This window comes from Orbus sasakiae, from assembly GCF_039542345.1.
In the GTDB taxonomy this organism is placed as follows: Bacteria; Pseudomonadota; Gammaproteobacteria; order Enterobacterales; family Orbaceae; genus Orbus; species Orbus sasakiae.
Map to the genome: position 1 here is coordinate 137,775 of NZ_BAABHY010000005.1, position 19,055 is coordinate 156,829.

Annotated in this window: 17 protein-coding genes; 10 read left to right on the plus strand and 7 right to left on the minus strand. The window is 38.4% G+C overall.

The features are described from left to right. Positions 1 to 2: 2 nt before the first annotated feature. From ABEA36_RS09805 to ABEA36_RS09815, 3 genes are all read right to left on the minus strand, one after another. Positions 3 to 836, minus strand: coding sequence for a TIM barrel protein (locus ABEA36_RS09805; RefSeq protein WP_345491617.1), 834 nt, complete (start codon positions 834 to 836; stop codon positions 3 to 5). 80 nt (positions 837 to 916) lie between these two features. Continuing rightward, positions 917 to 2,350, minus strand: a complete 1,434-nt coding sequence (locus ABEA36_RS09810) for a sugar porter family MFS transporter (protein ID WP_345491619.1) — start codon at positions 2,348 to 2,350, stop codon at positions 917 to 919. 473 nt (positions 2,351 to 2,823) lie between these two features. Beyond that, a complete protein-coding gene (locus ABEA36_RS09815; RefSeq protein ID WP_345491621.1) occupies positions 2,824 to 3,579 on the minus strand; it encodes a DeoR/GlpR family DNA-binding transcription regulator in 756 nt (251 codons plus the stop codon). Between the two features lie 596 nt (positions 3,580 to 4,175). Here ABEA36_RS09815 and rplU point away from each other — a divergent pair. From rplU to uriT, 7 genes are all read left to right on the plus strand, one after another. Beyond that, positions 4,176 to 4,484 (plus strand): 50S ribosomal protein L21, encoded by a 309-nt coding sequence (rplU, locus tag ABEA36_RS09820; protein WP_345491624.1) that lies wholly within the window; start codon positions 4,176 to 4,178, stop codon positions 4,482 to 4,484. Positions 4,485 to 4,499: 15 nt separating this feature from the next. Beyond that, a complete protein-coding gene (rpmA, locus tag ABEA36_RS09825) occupies positions 4,500 to 4,760 on the plus strand; it encodes a 50S ribosomal protein L27 (RefSeq protein WP_345491627.1) in 261 nt (86 codons plus the stop codon). Positions 4,761 to 4,915: 155 nt separating this feature from the next. Beyond that, positions 4,916 to 5,884 carry a DMT family transporter gene (locus ABEA36_RS09830; protein ID WP_345491629.1) on the plus strand — a complete coding sequence of 323 codons (969 nt, stop codon included), beginning with the start codon at positions 4,916 to 4,918 and terminating at the stop codon, positions 5,882 to 5,884. Beyond that, positions 5,881 to 7,047 (plus strand): Obg family GTPase CgtA, encoded by a 1,167-nt coding sequence (cgtA, locus tag ABEA36_RS09835; RefSeq protein ID WP_345491631.1) that lies wholly within the window; start codon positions 5,881 to 5,883, stop codon positions 7,045 to 7,047. The genes ABEA36_RS09830 and cgtA overlap by 4 nt, the downstream gene beginning before the upstream one ends. Before the next feature lie 340 nt (positions 7,048 to 7,387). Continuing rightward, positions 7,388 to 8,581 (plus strand): ribokinase, encoded by a 1,194-nt coding sequence (gene rbsK, locus ABEA36_RS09840; protein WP_345491633.1) that lies wholly within the window; start codon positions 7,388 to 7,390, stop codon positions 8,579 to 8,581. A gap of 22 nt (positions 8,582 to 8,603) precedes the next feature. Continuing rightward, positions 8,604 to 9,560, plus strand: coding sequence for a uridine-preferring nucleoside hydrolase UriH (gene uriH / locus ABEA36_RS09845; RefSeq protein WP_345491635.1), 957 nt, complete (start codon positions 8,604 to 8,606; stop codon positions 9,558 to 9,560). Continuing rightward, a complete protein-coding gene (gene uriT / locus ABEA36_RS09850; protein ID WP_345491637.1) occupies positions 9,557 to 10,945 on the plus strand; it encodes a uridine transporter UriT in 1,389 nt (462 codons plus the stop codon). The genes uriH and uriT overlap by 4 nt, the downstream gene beginning before the upstream one ends. 76 nt (positions 10,946 to 11,021) lie before the next feature. Here the strand turns inward: uriT and ABEA36_RS09855 are convergent, their stop codons facing one another. From ABEA36_RS09855 to nth, 3 genes are read right to left on the minus strand one after another with little or no spacing between them, the layout of a single operon-like run. Further along, entirely contained in the window at positions 11,022 to 11,387 is a 366-nt protein-coding gene (locus ABEA36_RS09855) for a hypothetical protein (RefSeq protein WP_345491639.1), read from the minus strand. A gap of 17 nt (positions 11,388 to 11,404) precedes the next feature. Next, positions 11,405 to 11,953: an endonuclease SmrB gene (gene smrB, locus ABEA36_RS09860; protein WP_345491641.1), complete on the minus strand. Its 549-nt coding sequence runs from the start codon at positions 11,951 to 11,953 to the stop codon at positions 11,405 to 11,407. Between the two features lie 4 nt (positions 11,954 to 11,957). After that, the gene (gene nth, locus ABEA36_RS09865; RefSeq protein ID WP_345491643.1) at positions 11,958 to 12,596 is read right to left on the minus strand and encodes an endonuclease III; all 639 of its coding nucleotides are present in this window, start codon (positions 12,594 to 12,596) and stop codon (positions 11,958 to 11,960) included. 200 nt (positions 12,597 to 12,796) lie between these two features. Between nth and ABEA36_RS09870 the strand changes: the two genes are divergently transcribed. Beyond that, positions 12,797 to 14,668: a tetratricopeptide repeat protein gene (locus tag ABEA36_RS09870; RefSeq protein ID WP_345491645.1), complete on the plus strand. Its 1,872-nt coding sequence runs from the start codon at positions 12,797 to 12,799 to the stop codon at positions 14,666 to 14,668. A gap of 63 nt (positions 14,669 to 14,731) precedes the next feature. Here the strand turns inward: ABEA36_RS09870 and ABEA36_RS09875 are convergent, their stop codons facing one another. Continuing rightward, the gene (locus ABEA36_RS09875; protein WP_345491648.1) at positions 14,732 to 15,457 is read right to left on the minus strand and encodes a DUF4198 domain-containing protein; all 726 of its coding nucleotides are present in this window, start codon (positions 15,455 to 15,457) and stop codon (positions 14,732 to 14,734) included. A 542-nt stretch (positions 15,458 to 15,999) separates the two neighbouring features. Here ABEA36_RS09875 and putP point away from each other — a divergent pair. Beyond that, positions 16,000 to 17,484 (plus strand): sodium/proline symporter PutP, encoded by a 1,485-nt coding sequence (gene putP, locus ABEA36_RS09880; RefSeq protein ID WP_345491650.1) that lies wholly within the window; start codon positions 16,000 to 16,002, stop codon positions 17,482 to 17,484. Positions 17,485 to 17,777: 293 nt separating this feature from the next. Further along, entirely contained in the window at positions 17,778 to 19,049 is a 1,272-nt protein-coding gene (gene tyrS / locus ABEA36_RS09885; protein ID WP_345491652.1) for a tyrosine--tRNA ligase, read from the plus strand. Positions 19,050 to 19,055: the final 6 nt, after the last annotated feature.

The window sequence follows — 19,055 nt, forward strand, 5'->3', positions numbered from 1 at the left end:
GATTAATTTAAAATGTAATCAATACTGTCATTAATGGCTTTTTCAACATCGGCCGCACGCCATGCGTTTAATGTTGAAGAGAACGGTTCAAAAGCATATACCCCTTTGTAGCCAAGCTTTTCTAACTCAACAACTTGTTCTTTTGATTTGAGCACATCCGCTTTTGTCAGCATAATGCGCTCATCATCGGTCAAGAACTCCGTCGCACGTTGATCTTCAACGCCCGACAAATGCACTAAGCCAATTAAGCTAACATCAACTGTTTCTGCATAGTTTTTAATAGGTAAACCAGCTAAATGATGGTGGAAGGTATCAAGTACTAATTTAAACGGTGATTTAACCGATTTAATTAAATGACCAGCGACGGTAAAAGATCGCAATGAACTCACTGGGAAACCCAGCGGTTCTACCAGGCCATTAATATGGTATTTAGCAAACAGCGTAGTAAAATATTTGATCGAGTCCGCAGTATCATCCTCACGTTGTGCATAGGTACGGGTATCAGCTTCGTTATAAGGGCACATAATAATAGCTTGCGCATTGATCTGTTTTGCGATGTTTAGCATCTCTTCGGCTTTTTTAGTTAAAGCCGATCGCGCCGACGGTAAATTAAACGGATAAAGTGCATTGATGGTAACAATTTCAATATCATATTTTTTGACTAAAACATTGAACTGCTCAACCGTTAAATCGTCCAGAATTTTGCCGCTTGGCATGTCATTACGCATCTCAACTTTATTTAAACCACATTTTTTAACCACTTTAAAAAACTCTTCAATACTGAGTCCTGGAGCAATTTTTCGATTGATACAAAAACGCGCTCTATCTATTTTCATGATATTCTCCTTAATCAATACTCGTTAAGACTGACATTTATAAATTGGGTCACATAATCTACCAATTGCACTGGTAATCTTTATTTGGCACTGTATTTTTCTTTAAAATACTGCTCGACTTGCTCTAAACTACGTCCTTTGGTTTCGGGAATGACTTTAATAACAAAAATGGCGCCTAAAATACCGAGTAAAGCAAAGCATAAAAACGCCCCCGCTAAGCCTAATGAATTGAGTAAAGTTGGGAAAACTAACGCAATAGTAAAGTTGGTACACCACAAGCCAAATACTGATGCGCCCATACATAAACCGCGAATGCGCATCGGGAATATTTCTGAAAGTAGTAGCCAAGTAACCGGTGATAATGCGCCTTGCTGAAAACATAAAAACATCAACATTCCAACTAATACCAAATAACTGCGTACTAAGTTTGGTTCACCGGTTACGGTTAATTCGGGCAAGAAGAAACACACGCCGGCAATAAAAAATAAGCAACAGGTACACCCCATTTGACCGATTAAGACAAGCGGCCTGCGACCAATAAAACCCAGCAAGATAATACCGACGATTGTCATCACCACCGAAATTACCCCATTTGCCATCGTGGCAAACAATGCTGAATTGGCGCTCATCCCCGTTGCGGTTAACGTGGTCGGAGCATAATACATGATGGCGTTAATGCCAGTGAGTTGCTGAATCATGGCAATACCAATGCCAAGTAAAAATACTTTAAAAATCCACGGTGTTGCTAAATCCTTGATCGAACCTCTTTGATTTTTTTCACTTTCGATGGTTTCTTCAATTTCTAGCATCTCCCAGACCACATCGTCTTTTGAACGCGTTTTCTCAAGCACACGTCGAGCATCAGCTAAACGGCCCCACATCGCATACCAGCGTGGTGTATCGGGCATACACAACATCCCAAAAAATAGAATCACAGCCGGAATAGAGGCAATTGCTAACATATAACGCCATGTTGTTTCTCCTCCCCACACGGAGTCAAAACAGTAATTAGAAACGTAAGCTAAAAATTGCCCAGTAACAATCATGAGCTCTTGCATTGTCACTAATTGTCCACGGCGGTTGGCGGGCGCAATTTCAGCGATATAGACAGGAACAATGGTCGCCGCGCCACCAACGCCTAAACCTAAAATAATACGGAAGACAATCATCACTTCGACATTCGGTGCGGTTGCTGAACCGATCTCACCAACGACAAATAATAGTGCCAGAAAAATGATAACGGTACGGCGGCCTTTTTTATCGGCCATTTTGCCTGACGTCATAGCTCCAATAGCAGCACCAAAAAGCAGAGAGCTGGTAACAAGACCGGTTGTGAAGGGGGTTAAACCTAATTCCACATTAACAAATAGTAAAGCCCCAGCAATCACACCTGTATCATAACCAAATAATAATCCGCCCAATGTTGCTATTGCAGCAATGACTTTAACAAATGGCTCCATTTTTGTTTTACTATTGGGGCCTGAAGCGGTATTTGTTGAAACATAATTTTCCATACAATTTCCTCTTTTCACTAGATAGCTTAGATGACATAGGTCACTGCCCTGCACTTTTTGACGCATGACGCCAGACTAACGGTAAAACAGGTACCTATAATGACTCTTCTACAACTCTAATGTTTTGTTAATCGCTATGTTAAAAAGAAAATGACGAAACGGCGTGGCATATTTGGACATATTTTTGACTAAGATGACTAAATTGATGGCATCAATGAGTCAAATTTCACACTTTTAATATAAAATGACTGATCAGTAAAAATGGATTAACGCACAATTTCGGATAAGGGTATTCAAACAATACGTTGAGGATGGTGAGGTGTTATTTTAAATAATAAAAATCAATGTATTATAGATTTCACTCTTTCGCTGAATCGAACAAAACCGGATATTTAGGCAAGGCATAATAGAATAAGTTATAACTTGATGTTGAACAGTTGTTGACAAACACTCAAGATTTTAAGCAGTGTGATTTAATAAATCAGTTGAATATGATGGGTTTTACAATAATCAACATAGTGTTTAGATGGACATGCTGAGGTAATAATGCCATCCATTTCAGACAACTGAGCATACGTCATCAAAGTTGAGCTATCAAATTTAGAAATATCAGCCAATAAAAACACACTGTTGGCTTTTAAAACGATTTTGCGTTTAATTTCAAATTCCTGTACATCGGAATTCGTTAAACCATTTTCAATCGACACGGCGGTTGCAGCCATAAATGCTTTATTAATATTATATTTATCAATAATGTGTACAGTATCATCACCAACAAACGATCGCGTCGATGTTTTATAAAAATTGCCTAAGGTGATTAAACCAATATCGGCTCGATGATCTGCGATATAATTAATAATATCCAAATTGTTGGTTAATACGGTTAACTTCGCCACATGCTTAGGGAGAAAATGCAAAATTTCACGCACGGTGGTGCCCGAATCAATAAAAATGAGCTCATTAGAATTAATTAATTTTGCAGCCTGTTCCGCAATCGAGGATTTAGCGACCTTATTAATAATGCCTCGATTCTCAAACGGAATCACATTTTGCACAAAACTGGCTACACCACCATAAACTTTTTGTACCCGCTTTTGTGTCAGAAGAGTATTAATATCTCTGCGTAGTGTACTAATTGAAATATTGAAATGTTGACACAATTCGTCCATAGAACAAAAGCCGGCCAACTGAATATGATGATCAATTAAACTAATTCTTTTCTCTTTCATATTAAATCACCCTCATGTTGATTGGCGTTATGTTATATGATGGCCAACACGACTTATGCGCCTAGCATGACGCACTGTCTGCCTCAACAATATAGTCTATCTATTCAAAAAAATAAATCAATAGTTAATCAAAAGTTAATCATTATATTCTCTGTTTTTGTGCTCATTGTTTAGCTATAGCACATAATAATGAAGATTATTTCTCGTCTATTTAGTCAAAATAGTAGGTAATGAGCGTCATCTTAATATTTTTAAAACAATGAGCTTACTCTCAAGAACCACGTTTATATATGATAAACCAAGATTGCCGATAAGCCTGACGGTTATCCTTTATAAAGATACATAAAATCAATAACAATTCGATGGTGGCAAAATGAGAACGATTTACATTTAATGGCATGAGTGATTAAAATATAGACAAACCAAGCACTAAAATAATGTTTTGCCGATCTTTTTTATCACTTTTTACGATCTTTTATTAAACAGCGCTTGCAACACAAATATTTTTTGCGTAAAATTCACGCCCTATATGATCAATCTATGCAGACTGTAAAGAATTTAAATGATGTTGTCTGCTTTTTATTGCGGAGTTAGATATGTACGCAGTTTTCCAAAGTGGTGGTAAACAACACCGAGTCAGCGAAGGACAAGTCGTTCGCTTGGAAAAATTAGAAGTCGAAACCGGTTCACAAATCGTATTCGATAAAGTTTTAATGGTAGCAAATGGTGAAGACATCCAAGTTGGTGCTCCGTTTGTTGAAGGTGCAACAGTTAAAGCAGAAATCGTTGAACACGGTCGTGGTGACAAAATTAAGATTGTTAAATTCCGTCGCCGTAAACATTACCGTAAACAACAAGGTCATCGTCAGTGGTTTACTGATGTTAAGATCACTGCAATTGCTTAATAGGAGTAACTAACAATGGCTCATAAGAAGGCTGGTGGTTCATCACGTAATGGACGTGATTCCCAAAGTAAACGTTTAGGTGTTAAACGTTACGGTAGTCAAGAAGTTTTAGCGGGTAACATTTTAGTTCGTCAACGTGGAACACAATTCCACCCAGGAACAAATGTTGGCTGTGGTCGTGACCATACTTTATTTGCCCTAATTGACGGACAAGTAAAATTTGAAGTTAAAGGCCCTAAAAATCGTCGTTTTGTTAGCGTTATTGCTAATAGCTAATTAAGACGAACTTGATTTAAAAAGCCTCACAGTTTTGTGGGGCTTTTTTCATTTATACTAAAACACTATCCAGACCGATCAACAAGGTTGATTAATAATCAATACTGAGTTAGTTTAGTCTATATCAAACCATTATTTTTTAGTGATTTTTCATCATGATTCAGCAGCAGAATATTAAAGTAGGTTTTCTACTGGCTATACTAACCGCAATTATGTGGGGTGTAATCCCTATTGCGATGAAATATGCCTTAGTTGCTTTTGATCCCTATACAATCGTTTGGTACCGCTTTGCTATTTCGGCCTTGGGTTTAACATTTTGGCTTGCATATAAAAAACAGTTCCCTAATTTTTCACTGTTCAAAAAACGTCGGCGTTTGATCATGTTGCTGATTGCCGGTTTTGGACTATTAGGTAATTTTGTGATGTTTGCCTCCGGTGTTAAACATTTATCGGCGACAACATCTCAGGTGGTTGCTCAGCTTGGTATTGTTATCTTTATGATTTCAAGTGCAATCATCTTTAAAGAAAAGCTTCGACCAACACAAATCATCGGAATGTTGATTCTTGTGGTAGGTTTAATTTTGTTCTTTAATAAAAATATTCTAGACCTTTTTACTAACATGTCTGAATATGGTTTAGGAGTTTGGTTAGTTGTTTTTGCAGCGATATCTTGGGCGCTTTATGCACTTGCTCAAAAAGTCCTGTTAAAAAAATTACGTGCAGAACAATTGTTATGGTTAATTTACCTTATTTGTTCGATTGTTTTATTACCGGTCGCATCACCCTTTGAGATATTTAAAGCGAATGCGGGTCAAATATTTGCGCTAGTGTTTTGTGGGCTCAATACCATCATTGCTTATGGTGCGTTGGTCGCCGCCATGGAGCGATGGCAAGCCGCACAAGTTAGTGCGATTACAACACTAACGCCGTTATTTGCCTTAATCTTCTCAGATATGCTAGCGCTTATCTGGCCAAATAGTTTTGCTATGCAATACTTAAATATACTCGGGTATATTGGCGCGTTCGCGGTAGTATGTGGTGCAATGTTTGCAACAATCGGCCATCGTGTATGGCATCATAGAAAAGGGTTTTTAATTAACCGGAAAAAAGGAGAACAAGAATGAAGTTTGTTGATGAAGCTTCCATCCGAGTTGAAGCCGGTGATGGTGGTAATGGTTGCGTCGGTTTCCGCCGCGAAAAATATATTCCAAGAGGTGGCCCTGACGGCGGTGATGGTGGTGACGGTGGTGATGTCTACTTTATTGCTGATGAAAACCTCAATACCCTGATCGATTTTCGTTTTGAAAAAGCGTATCGCGCAGGCCGTGGGCAAAATGGCCAAGGTTCAGACTGTACCGGTAAACGTGGTGACGATATTACGGTTAAAGTGCCAGTGGGTACGCGTATTATGGACAAATATACGAATGAAGTGATTGGTGATTTAACCAAACACCAGCAAAAAATCATGGTCGCAAAAGGCGGTTTCCATGGTTTAGGTAATGCACGTTTTAAATCGTCAGTAAACCGCGCACCAAGACAAAAAACTGATGGTACACCTGGTGAAAAACGTGATATTTTGCTTGAATTACTGTTATTAGCCGACGTGGGAATGCTGGGTTTACCCAATGCAGGGAAATCAACCTTTATCCGCGCTGTCTCTGCGGCAAAACCCAAAGTTGCTGATTATCCGTTTACAACATTAGTGCCAAGTCTTGGGGTTGTCAGAATGGACAATGAACAAAGTTTCGTTGTTGCTGATATTCCTGGTCTAATCGAAGGCGCTTCTGAAGGTGCGGGTTTGGGTATTCGCTTTTTAAAACATCTTGAGCGTTGCCGTGTTTTAGTTCACCTTATTGATATTGCCCCAATTGATGAGTCAGATCCTGCTGAAAATGCCCGCGTTATCATTCAAGAGTTAGCGCAATACAGTGAAGAATTAGCCAAAAAACCACGTTGGTTGGTCTTTAATAAAGTGGATGTATTAGGTAAAGAAGCGTCTGAACAAAAAGCCGCTGAAATTGTTAAACAATTAGGTTGGCAAGATAAGTATTACCTTATCTCAGCTGTCAATCAAGAAGGTGTTAAACCGCTTTGTTGGGACTTGATGGGTTACATTAATGAACATCCAAGAGAACTAGAACAAGCGGATCAACCAAAAGAAAAAGTTGAATTTATGTGGGATGACTATCACCAACAAGCCATGGATGAAGCATTAGATGATGATGATGACTTCGACGATTGGGATGAAAGTGATGAAGAAGGCGTTGAAACAGTTTATGTAAAATAATATTAATCAATTAGTTATAAATAAATTGTAAAGATCGATAAATAATGCTTGATTCCGTAAATGATAATTATTATCATTATCAAGTGCTCTGATAGATATGATGTACCGTCTAAAAGGGTATGACATTGCTCACATTGCTTCCAATGTTTTGCCAGCTTAATGATTAAGCTGGCTTTTTTTTGTCCATTTATTGCCCTTTTAACGATAAAATCCGCCAAATCATGTGCAACCAAAGTCGAGTTCCGTTTGCTTCCGTTTGGTGTTATAAGTTATGATTTTTATCACTCTTTTATTTTTTTATTTTCGCTATACTTCATTTCATCATTGAGAGGGTGACTTTATGTTTTTAGAAGAAAGGCAAAAAGCTATCTTGGATTACTTGGATAAACATGAAAAAGGCAGTGTGCAATATTTTGCTGATACGTTTCATGTTTCGAAAGAAACCGTTAGAAAAGATTTAACTTCACTTGCTAAGCAAAATCTGGTTATCCGTTGTTATGGTGGCGCCATGATTTTGAGACAAAAATTTGTTAGCAACGTTACCAGTAAAGAAAACATTACCTCATTACTGACAAGATATAAAAAACAGAAAGAAAAAAATCGAGGAGAAAAAATGAACGGTAATATCTGTATTTTGGGTTCATTTAATATTGATATTGTGGCCCAAGTAGCACGGTTTCCAAAAGGCGGAGAATCAATACTGGCTCAAAAAAGTATGATTGGCCCTGGCGGTAAAGGTGCAAACCAAGCGCTTGCTGCAAGTTATGCAGAAGCAAAAGTTCATTTTGTGGCGAAAGTTGGTAAAGATCAATTTAGTCAATTTGCACATGATCACCTATCTTCATCCAAAATTAATTCATTTACCTTATATCAATCGGATAAAGAACCCACCGGCAATGCGGTGATTTATGTGTCAGAAGAAGATGGCGAAAATATGATCGCGGTCTATTCTGGGGCAAACTTAACCATTACCGATGAAGAGATTGTGGCGCTTGAAAGCCATCTTAAACAATCTGATATCTTATTAGTTCAGCTTGAAAATAACCTCGATGCAACACGCAACGCGATGCGACTTGCCAAAGCACTGGGTGTGAAAGTGATTTTAAATCCTGCGCCGTACTCGGCTGAGATGATGCAACTGGTCAAATACACCGATATCATTACACCAAATGAAACCGAAGCCAGTTTAATGTCTGGAATTGAAATCGTCGATTTAGATACTGCAAAACTTGCCGCTGAAAAAATCCATGCATTAGGTATTCAGACGGTAATTATTACTCTTGGTAGCAAAGGTTCACTGATTTTTGATGGCAAAGATCACCAACATGTTAAACCATTCCCAGCAGTTCCTGTTGATACAACAGGTGCGGGTGATGCCTTTAACGGTGCGTTTTGTGCATCCTTAGCCAAAGGACAAACCATTTACCAATCAGCAGTTTATGCTTCCGCTTTTGCATCGTTAGCCGTAGAACGCGAAGGTGCATCTAATATGCCATCTCATCAACTTGTAATCCAAAGAATGGCTAATAAATAAATTACTATAGAAGGAACGAATAATGACTCAACAACCTAAAAAAATTATTCTTGACTGTGACCCAGGACATGATGATGCGATTGCAATTTTATTAGCACATGGCAATCCCGATATTGAATTATTAGCCGTAACAACTGTTGTTGGCAACCAAACATTAGAAAAAGTAACCCGTAATGCCTTAGCGGTTGCTCGTATTGCCAATATTACTAATGTGCCATTTGCTGCCGGTAGCGTAAGACCATTAGTCAGACAAATTGAAGTCGCACCAGATATTCATGGTGACTCAGGTATGGACGGACCGGTTCTACCAGAACCAACCATTAAATTAGATCCAAGACATGCCGTTGATTTAATTATCGATACGATTATGTCTCATCCACCAAAAACCATTACATTGGTACCAACAGGTGGTTTAACCAATATCGCCTTGGCTGTTCGTAAAGAACCTAAAATTGCTGAGCGCGTAAAAGAAGTCGTGCTTATGGGTGGTGGATACCACGTCGGTAACTGGAGTGCTGTTGCCGAATTTAATATTAAGATTGACCCAGAAGCCGCGCACATTGTATTTAACGAAAAATGGCCGGTCGTCATGGTTGGACTTGATCTCACTCACCAAGCCCTTGCTACGCCAGAAGTCGTTGAAAAAATTGCCGCAGTTAAAACACAACCCGCTCAATTTGTATTAGAGCTTCTTGAGTTCTTTGGCAAAATGTACAAACAAGCACAAGGCTTTACTTATCCACCTGTGCACGATCCTTGTGCCGTTGCTTACGTGATTAATCCTGATTTAGTTCAAACGCAGCGCGTACCTGTTGATATTGAACTGACGGGGACACTCACTCTGGGAATGACTGTTGCTGACTTCCGATTCCCAGCAGATGAATCATGTCACACTAAAGTCGCAACAAAACTTGACCACACAGGCTTTTGGGATTTAGTTGTTGATGCCCTAAAACGCATTGGTGAGGTAAAAGTATGACAACAAAAACGACTGATCAAAAAAGCGTTTTCACATTAATGGTCGCATTACTTGCGGCCTGTGTAGCATTCCAGCTCAATGCCAGTATGCTAAGTCCGGTGCTAGTCACCATTGCCAATGAATTAAAGACCAATGATGCCGCGGTCGGCTTATCGCAAACGGCCTTTTTCACCGCTGCAGCCCTATTTTCACTCTTTTTACCACGATTAAGCGATATTAAAGGCCGTAAAAAAGTCTTAACGGGTATGTTGCTCATCATGACGTTAGGTACGATTTTAGCTGCCATTGCGCCAAATATTGAAGTGCTTTACGCTGCTCGTATTATTCAAGGTGTATCGGGTCCGGTTGTACCATTATGTTTACTGATGCTCAGCCATGAAGTCAAAGATGCAAAACAATACGGCATGTTAATGGGCATTGTCACCGCAGTTAATGGTGGTATTGCGGGTATCGATGCAATTGCCGGCGGCGTATTAGCCACCAACTTTGGCTTCCGCTCTGTATTTTGGGTCATCACGATTGTTGCAGCGATCTCAACCTATTTAGTCTATCGCTTTGCACCAGAATCAAAACCGTCATCAGGCACCAAAATGGACTGGGTGGGTGTGTTATTACTTGTGTTAACCATTGCAGGACTATTATTAGCACTCAATGAAGCAGGACAACTTAAAAATGCTAACTGGTTATGTGTTGCTGGCTTAACGGTATTTTCTGTTATCTGTTTTATCCTATTTTGGATCGCCGAAAAACGTAATCGCCAGCCCCTTGTTACGACAACCCATTTAAAACGCCGTAGCACATGGGCACTCTTACTAACAACAACATTAACCATGACCGGTATTTTTGCGGTGGTTAATGGCTTAGTGATGTCGGTAGCACAAAATCGCGACATTGGTTTTGGTTTTGACGCAGACTGGGCTTCACTAATATTTTTAACGCCTTACGCATTGATTGGCTGGCTTGTTGGTCCATTCTCAGGACGCCTTGCACCAACATTAGGCTATAACAGAGTACTTAAACTAGGGTTAATAGGGTGTATTGTCGGTATCCTAATTATCATGTTCTATGGCTTACATTCATTACCGATTTTAGCCATTGGCGTGATTGTATTGGGTATCTTCTATGCTGGAATGGCAAATATTATCCTTAACGGATTAGGGGTTGTTTTATCGCCAACTGATAACCCTGGTTTTTTACCGGGCATGAATGCGGGTGCATTTAACTTAGGAGCCGGGTTAAGTTTTGCGTTACTACCAGCTATGCAAATCATGAGTGGTAATTCACTTGATGGATATTTTAATGGAATGCTGTTAGGACTTGTCATTACGGTCTTAGCGCTACTTTGTTCGTTCTTAATTCCAAGACCTACCAACGCTGAAGTATAATTGATTTTTCGTGCTTCACACCCTAAAACGAGATAAGTTTCTTATCTCGTTTTATTTTTTTGCCAATCCAACGTTCTCAGATCGCAAAGCCGTTTTCAGTATCCTTGCGCATGACTAATTGATCATCCACCACCATTTTCCAGATACCATCTTCCAGATATGGCTTAGTTGAGACTTCAAACACGGTATCAATACCAAAAGCACCGACTTTAAAATCATCACCAATAAACTCAAGAATCGGGGCAGAAATTGATTTTGAAGTATTGCCCTTTTTGTATTTATAATCGACTTTAGCATCAGCAGAAATACTTAACACGATATATTGGCCATACCATGTCCCAATATAATCCTGTTTATCAGTCGGTATTGTGCCAAGGCCACCACAGCCTGTCAGCATCAATGCCATCCACATCAAGCCCACCCATTTTATTTTTATCATCATTATTTTATTTCCTTTTTTTACTTAAAAAACTCATCCACATTTTTTTCTAAATCAAATAATACTAACAGCGCAGCACTGCCACCAAACTCTTTCGGAGCTTGATGGAAGCAAAGAATATCTGGATGCTGCGCAAGCCACATTGGTGTCTGTTTTTTTAAAATATTTTTACCGTGGCCATACATAATGCAAGCGCAAGGAGCACGCTCACGTAAACAAGCAGCAATAATTGCTGCGATCTCTTTTTTAGCTTCAAGCTGGGTTAAACCATGCAGATCCAAAAAAAATTCGGGTTGATAATAACCGCGCCTTAATTTTTTTAATTCATTGGCATCGCCGTCTTCACGCAGGTAACGGATCGGGTCTTCTTGCAATAACGGCTGAAAATCATCAGAAAAGTAAAATTCACTGTGGGTATTATCTTGCTGAACCTTTTTGGCGTTAATGATCGTTTTGTTCAACACCTTTGGTTTATGCACAACGGTGTCTTGCTTAATCTTTTTAGCCTTACCAATGGATTGTTTAAATAGCGCGATTTCTTCTTCGCTGAGGTTAAATTTCTCTGACATATCGTTACTCTGGATAGACTTTATCTTTAAATTCACACAGATCTTCAATCACACAAGCACCACAACGTGGTTTTCTGGCAATGCAGGTATAGCGGCCATGTAAAATAAACCAATGATGACAGTCAATTTTATATTCATCCGGCACCACTTTAAGCAATTTATCTTCCACCACTTCGACATTTTTACCTGGCGCAAATCCGGTTCGATTACAGACCCTAAAAATATGGGTATCAACCGCAATCGTTGGCCAACCAAAAGCTGTATTTAACACCACATTAGCCGTTTTACGACCGACTCCCGGCAAAGCAACCAAATGATTAAAATCTTCAGGTACTTCACTCGCGTGCTCAGTGATTAATATTTGACAGGTCTTCATAATATTTGCAGCTTTACTATTATAAAGCCCAATTGTTTTTATGTAGCCTTTTAGTGTATCAAGGCCAAGTGCTAAGATCGTCTCTGGCGTATTGGCAATAGCAAACAGCGGTTTGGTTGCTTTATTCACACTCACATCAGTCGCTTGCGCGGACAGCAAGACCGCAATTAACAACTCAAATGGCGAATGATAAACCAGCTCTGTCGTCGGATCTTTAATATGTGCTTGTAGCCGTTGTAATATTTCTATACGTGTTTTTTGCTTCACAATGATTCTTTAAAACGAATTAATTATCGACGCTATTATAGCAACTATTGTGATCTTTAACCAATTGCTAACACCCTACTTAATATTCGCACATAGAATCATCATTAAATTATGAAGTTAGCAATTTATTTTGTCTTGTTCATCAATACATTAAACCATGTTATAGTAAATAAATAATTAAATAAATAAAAGGGATAGGAATGATGCAGGATAATGAAATCGATCAAAAAATTGAGACATTGTTACAAATTTCATATGCAGATGATAAAGAAAAATATGCTGAAGCTCAATTCAAATTAGGCCTGCTCTATCAAAATGAGAAAAAAGAGCTTGATAATGCTATAAAACACTATGCTAACGTCTTAAAAGATGATTCATTCAAAGCTTATGCTCATGCACAAACCAATTTAGGCCTGCTCTATCAATATGGGAAAAAAGAGCTTGATAATGCTATAAAACATTATGCTAACGTCTTAAAAGATGATTCACCCAAAGCTTATGTTCATGCACAAACCAATTTAGGCCTGCTCTATCAATATGGGAAAAAAGAGTTTGATAATGCTATAAAACACTATGTCAACGTCTTAAAAAATGATTCATCTAAAGATTATGCAATGGCTCAATGTAATTTAGGTGAAATTTATTATAAAAAAAAGGATTTTAATAATGCTATAAAACACTTTGCTAACGTCTTAAAAGATGATTCATCCAAAGAATATGCAGCAGCTCAATGCCATTTAGGTGAAATTTATTATAAAAAAAAGGATTTTAATAATGCAAAACAATATTACGATAACGTTGAATACAATCCTAGTAATATAGATTTTACCTTATATATTTGGTCACGGGTGATGTCAGATATAATCAAGAATAATAATCATTCAATTTTTAAGGATAAAGAAGATAGAAATAACAGTATTTTTAATAAAATCAGAACATTTTTTAAGGATAAAGAAGATAGGAATAACAGTATTTTTAATAAAACATATAATATAAGTAAAATCAGAATATTAGCCGATGATATTCAACAGCAATTGCTAATCACGTTTAACTTAAATAGCGGCAAAACAAAAAAACAGCCCGAAAGGCGAGTAGCTCATTATACAAAACCGAGAGTGTTATTTGATTTGTTAAAAGGACAAGAGAGTTCTAAACCAAGTCATTTTCGTTTAAACGTGGTCGATTTTATGAATGATCCATCGGAGAACCAAATCCTAACAAATTGGTTAAACATTCCATACAATTCAATGAATGACATTAAAACTTTTTTAGCCAGTTTTACATTTAACCATAACTCGTTAAATCAGTTCCGGTTATACGGCAATGAGGGCGATATTTTGGGTTCTGGTATAAGTATCGCATTTAATCAACGCTTTTTTTGCCAAGAAGCTAAACGCAGTATTAATCCAGATGGCATTAATCGATTAAATGATGCATACATACCAATGCCAACTAAAGCAAATTTAGCAGATGATAATAATGACAAAGCAGAAGGCTCACACTCATTACCGCTTTTTCGGTGCCTGTATTTTGATCCGAAAAGTGAATATATTGCTTTGGCTAAACGCAATAAATACTCGTTTTACCTTGAATTTGAAGGAGATGATAAAAAATCAGAAGAAATTGAACAAGAGTGGAATGATTATATTAATGCCTTAGACGAAAACGAAAAAATTGATATCATTCGAACGAAATTGAATAAGATAAAGGAAACGGTTGGTCAATTACTGGAAGATGTTAGATTGAAAAAATTAACTAATCTACAACAATTGATAACACTAGCATTAATGCCAATTTCTTGCTTAATTAAGCATGCTGCTTTTGAAGATGAAGATGAGTGCCGTATAATTTATACAACGCACATTGCTGATGATAAGATCCAAGCCCCTCAACATTATCAGTCAGCCAATAGCTTGTTTATTGAATATGCAACGATTGAACCATATATTGACAATATCTATTTAGGCCCACAATGCCCAGCTCATCACCACTTGTGGTTAACAAATCACATAACAAAAACAACGAATAAAACCGATATTAAAGTGATAAAGTCAACAATGCCATTACGCTAAAAATGATTTGAGAGAACGCATTATCGCGTTCTCCTATATGGATATTAAGTGCTTGAAAATGAATTAATCATCTTCAGGCATGAGGGTAAATGTGAGTGTGGTAAAGAATTTTTCTTGTGTGGCAAGAGGGCTATTTTCAAGAGGGAAACCGATTTCAACACCTAGGACATTCAGACCCTGATTAGGAATAATAATGGTTGCTCGCCCTTGCTCGTCCGTCATAATGGTTAAATCCAAATTGCCAACAACATCAGTAATCACTGGTACGTGAGATAATGGTTCACCACCTTTATACACGACGATAGGTAAGGCGTCACCGCGTTTTAATTGTGTTGGGTCAAGCTGAGGCACAATTTGTAGCGGCACATTATCAATCAATTTTGTACTGTTAACCGCCGATAAATAGTTAACACTGTATTTGATAGCGTGCGTACCTTTAGTTGATTTTTCAACTTGATTCATCGGTAAATTCACATACTTGCCTTGAGTGTTTTTCGACCAATACCCGTAGTCGAAGATTACCGTTACCACCGCGGCATTATCTGCGGGTTCAACGGTCACATAATTACTATGCAGTTTTTGAGTGATTGGCACCGCTGCCCAATTTTTATTGTAAGCATTCACTTGCTGGACATGATAAGCTTGGTAACCATTATCCAACGGACCTTCACCCAGTACGATCTGCTTTTGATCCAACCGATTGGCAATCCAAACACCATGTGCTGATACTGTCTGTAACACTAGGCTCGCTAAACATCCTGATAAAACAAAAGCCAATATTTTTCGCATACTTCCTCCTGTTAAATAATGAAAATGAGAATCATTATTATTATGCTATTACTCAATGTCAAGTTTACACTATTTCGTATCAAATTTGACACAAATTAAATCTCTTTAAATACACCGATGCCGCATCGCTTAGCCTTTAAGCCATGATGGTTTAAATGTTAACGTAAAGTGGCATTGATAGTATGACAAAATAGGCAGCGATTATTGTGATGATAAGAAAACGATGATGATAATGTTTTAAATACGTTATCACCCAATTACCTAGATACACCCTAGCTTAGGGTCGTGAAGGTATTAGCTAAAAACGCAATGTTGAAAAGCCCTGCAAAATATGAGCAAGAAGGTGAGATCAGTCGCATACAAATCGTCATGATTTTTTAATAAAGGTTATCGATTATGCATTAAATCAGTGCACAATCCGCCTAAGTGATGCAAATTAGGTTGTTGAATAACCAACTAGACGCAATTTTTGTGGTTATTTTGGGCTTTAACAAATTATATGATAAGCTTGCTGGCTAATTATTATAACAACAGAATAGATTATGTCTTTACCGATGATGATTACTTTTGCTGTCTATATTATTGGCATGATAGCAATTGGTTTTTTTGCCTTTCGAGCAACCAAGAATTTTGGCGATTATATCCTAGGCGGCCGTAAAATTGGGAGTTTTGTCACCGCCTTATCTGCCGGTGCATCCGACATGAGCGGCTGGCTTTTAATGGGCCTACCTGGTGCTGTATTTTTATTTGGTATTTCACAAAGTTGGATAGCAATTGGGTTAACGATAGGTGCTTACTTAAACTGGTTATTGATTGCCGGTCGTTTACGTGTCTTTACCGAAGTGAATCACAATGCATTAACCTTACCGGATTACTTTTCACGTCGTTTTAATGATAAAAGTTCATTATTAAGACTCATTTCAGCCGTTATTATCCTAGTCTTTTTCACCATTTATTGTGCATCGGGTGTCGTTGCTGGCGCAAAACTGTTCCAAAGTACATTTGGGTTAAGTTACGGCCTTGCAATGCTTGCTGGTGCAGGAGCAACCATTATTTATACCTTTGTTGGTGGTTTTTTAGCCGTAAGCTGGACCGATACGGTACAAGCCAGTTTGATGATGTTTGCTTTAATACTCACGCCAATTATGGTGATCATTTCTTGTGGGAGTTTTAGTGATTCACTGGCGTCAATTGAAGCACTAAATCCCGCTAACCTTGACCTCTTTGCTGGTATGGATATGATTGCAATCATTTCGTTATTAGGCTGGGGACTGGGTTACTTTGGTCAACCGCATATTTTGGCACGTTTTATGGCGGCAGGTTCTCACGACGTGATGAAAAATGCGCGCCGTATCAGTATGACGTGGATGGTGCTGTGTTTAGCCGGCGCAATCACCGTGGGCTTTTTTGGTATTGCTTACTTTGCCAGTCACCCTGAATATGCTTATTTGGTCAATGACGGCAAACATGAACGCATTTTTATTGAGTTATCAAAATTACTTTTTAACCCTTGGGTTGCTGGCATATTACTCGCGGCTATTTTAGCCGCAGTCATGAGTACTTTAAGCTGCCAGTTATTAGTTTGCTCAAGCGCAATAACCGAAGATTTCTATCGAGCCTTTTTTAGACCAAAAGCAAAACAAAAAGAGTTAGTATGGGTTGGCCGAGCGATGGTACTTTTAGTCGCGATTATCGCTATTTTACTGGCCTTAAATCCCGACAATAGCGTACTGGATTTAGTGAGCCACGCGTGGGCTGGTTTTGGTGCCGCCTTTGGACCAATTATTATTTTTTCAGTCTTCTGGCAAAGGATGACCCGCAATGGTGCACTTGCCGGTATGCTAGTCGGTGCGATTACGGTATTAGTGTGGATTCAGTTTGCGTGGTTTAACCTGTATTCACTGATACCTGGCTTTGTGTTTTCATCGATTGCGATAGTACTTGTCAGTCTTTTGGGTAAAAAACCCACGGCAGAAATTATTGAACACTACGATACAGCTTATAAGCTCTATCACAATAAAACATAAAATTACAAGTAATTAACATAACAAACACAGACATAGCAAGTGGAATAAGGTATACTCAACACATTTTTTAGGGATATGTGCTGAGATCATCTTGCGCAACCCGATTAGGTATTGATGAATGAATGGCAAGGTATTGTTGATAATTCGTCAATACAGCCCTGATAAATCAAGGGATTTGGCTATTAATACCGCAAAATATGGCCATAAAAAACCAAAATAACAGTGTTTTAAACTTGCGCTTCAAGCCAATTTAAAACATAACCAGTTTAGAATAAAAAGTAAGGTAAGATTTTATGTCAACAAATGTGATCAAACAGCTTCAGGAAAGAGGCCTTATTGCGCAAATTACTGATGAAAATGCGTTAAGCGAGCATTTAGCACAAGGTCAAATCACGCTTTATTGTGGTTTTGATCCCACTGCCGACAGTTTACATTTAGGTCATCTTGTCCCACTACTTTGTTTAAAACGTTTTCAACTCGAAGGTCATCGCCCCGTTGCTTTAGTCGGTGGTGCAACCGGATTGATTGGCGATCCAAGCTTCAAAGCCGTTGAGCGTAAACTTAATACCCAAGATACCGTGCAAGATTGGGTAAATAAAATCAAAAAACAAGTTTCACCTTTTTTAAACTTCGATTGTGGTGATAACTCAGCTATCGTCGTCAACAACTATGATTGGTTTGGCGGTATGAGTGTCCTGACCTTTTTACGTGATATTGGTAAATATTTCTCAGTCAATGCCATGATTAGCAAAGAAGCGGTTAAACAACGAATTGATCGCGATGATGTCGGTATTTCGTTTACTGAGTTCTCCTATAACTTATTACAATCTTATGATTTTGCAAGCTTAAATAAAGCACATCAAGTGACACTACAAATTGGTGGATCAGACCAATGGGGTAATATCACATCTGGGATTGATTTAACCCGTCGTTTACATCAAAAACAAGTATTTGGCTTAACGGTTCCACTCATTACTAAATCAGATGGGACTAAATTTGGTAAAACAGAAAGTGGGGCAATTTGGCTTGATCCGAAGAAAACCAGCCCTTACAAATTCTACCAATTCTGGATCAATACCGCTGATGCCGATGTATACCGTTTCCTTAAATTCTTCACCTTTATGTCACTTGATGAAATCAATGCCATTGAACAAGAAGATAAAAATAGCGGCGTAGCGCCTCGTGCACAGTATGTGCTTGCGGAACAAGTCACTAAATTGGTACATGGTGAAGAAGGCCTAACGGCAGCCAAACGTATTACTGAAAGCCTATTTTCAGGTTCATTAAAATCATTATCACAAGAAGACTTTGAGCAGCTTGAACAAGATGGTATGCCAACAGTTGCATTAGAGGCTGATGCTGATTTACAACAAGCCTTAGTCAATGCCGGACTTGCACCATCACGTGGTCAAGCTCGAACCATGATCGAATCAAATGCGATTTCAATTAATGGTGAGAAGCAATCTGCTGCTGATTATAAATTCAGTGATGCCGATCGATTATACCAACGTTACTCATTATTACGTCGTGGTAAAAAGTACTACTGTTTATTAATTTGGAAGTAATATTGA

Bases quoted from the DNA above. Each gene is read 5' to 3' on its own strand.
- ABEA36_RS09805 (WP_345491617.1), bottom strand. From the start codon at position 836: ATGAAAATAGATAGAGCGCGTTTTTGTATCAATCGAAAAATTGCTCCA.
- ABEA36_RS09810 (WP_345491619.1), bottom strand. From the start codon at position 2,350: ATGGAAAATTATGTTTCAACAAATACCGCTTCAGGCCCCAATAGTAAA.
- ABEA36_RS09815 (WP_345491621.1), bottom strand. From the start codon at position 3,579: ATGAAAGAGAAAAGAATTAGTTTAATTGATCATCATATTCAGTTGGCC.
- rplU (WP_345491624.1), top strand. From the start codon at position 4,176: ATGTACGCAGTTTTCCAAAGTGGTGGTAAACAACACCGAGTCAGCGAA.
- rpmA (WP_345491627.1), top strand. From the start codon at position 4,500: ATGGCTCATAAGAAGGCTGGTGGTTCATCACGTAATGGACGTGATTCC.
- ABEA36_RS09830 (WP_345491629.1), top strand. From the start codon at position 4,916: ATGATTCAGCAGCAGAATATTAAAGTAGGTTTTCTACTGGCTATACTA.
- cgtA (WP_345491631.1), top strand. From the start codon at position 5,881: ATGAAGTTTGTTGATGAAGCTTCCATCCGAGTTGAAGCCGGTGATGGT.
- rbsK (WP_345491633.1), top strand. From the start codon at position 7,388: ATGTTTTTAGAAGAAAGGCAAAAAGCTATCTTGGATTACTTGGATAAA.
- uriH (WP_345491635.1), top strand. From the start codon at position 8,604: ATGACTCAACAACCTAAAAAAATTATTCTTGACTGTGACCCAGGACAT.
- uriT (WP_345491637.1), top strand. From the start codon at position 9,557: ATGACAACAAAAACGACTGATCAAAAAAGCGTTTTCACATTAATGGTC.
- ABEA36_RS09855 (WP_345491639.1), bottom strand. From the start codon at position 11,387: ATGATGATAAAAATAAAATGGGTGGGCTTGATGTGGATGGCATTGATG.
- smrB (WP_345491641.1), bottom strand. From the start codon at position 11,953: ATGTCAGAGAAATTTAACCTCAGCGAAGAAGAAATCGCGCTATTTAAA.
- ABEA36_RS09870 (WP_345491645.1), top strand. From the start codon at position 12,797: ATGATGCAGGATAATGAAATCGATCAAAAAATTGAGACATTGTTACAA.
- ABEA36_RS09875 (WP_345491648.1), bottom strand. From the start codon at position 15,457: ATGCGAAAAATATTGGCTTTTGTTTTATCAGGATGTTTAGCGAGCCTA.
- putP (WP_345491650.1), top strand. From the start codon at position 16,000: ATGTCTTTACCGATGATGATTACTTTTGCTGTCTATATTATTGGCATG.
- tyrS (WP_345491652.1), top strand. From the start codon at position 17,778: ATGTCAACAAATGTGATCAAACAGCTTCAGGAAAGAGGCCTTATTGCG.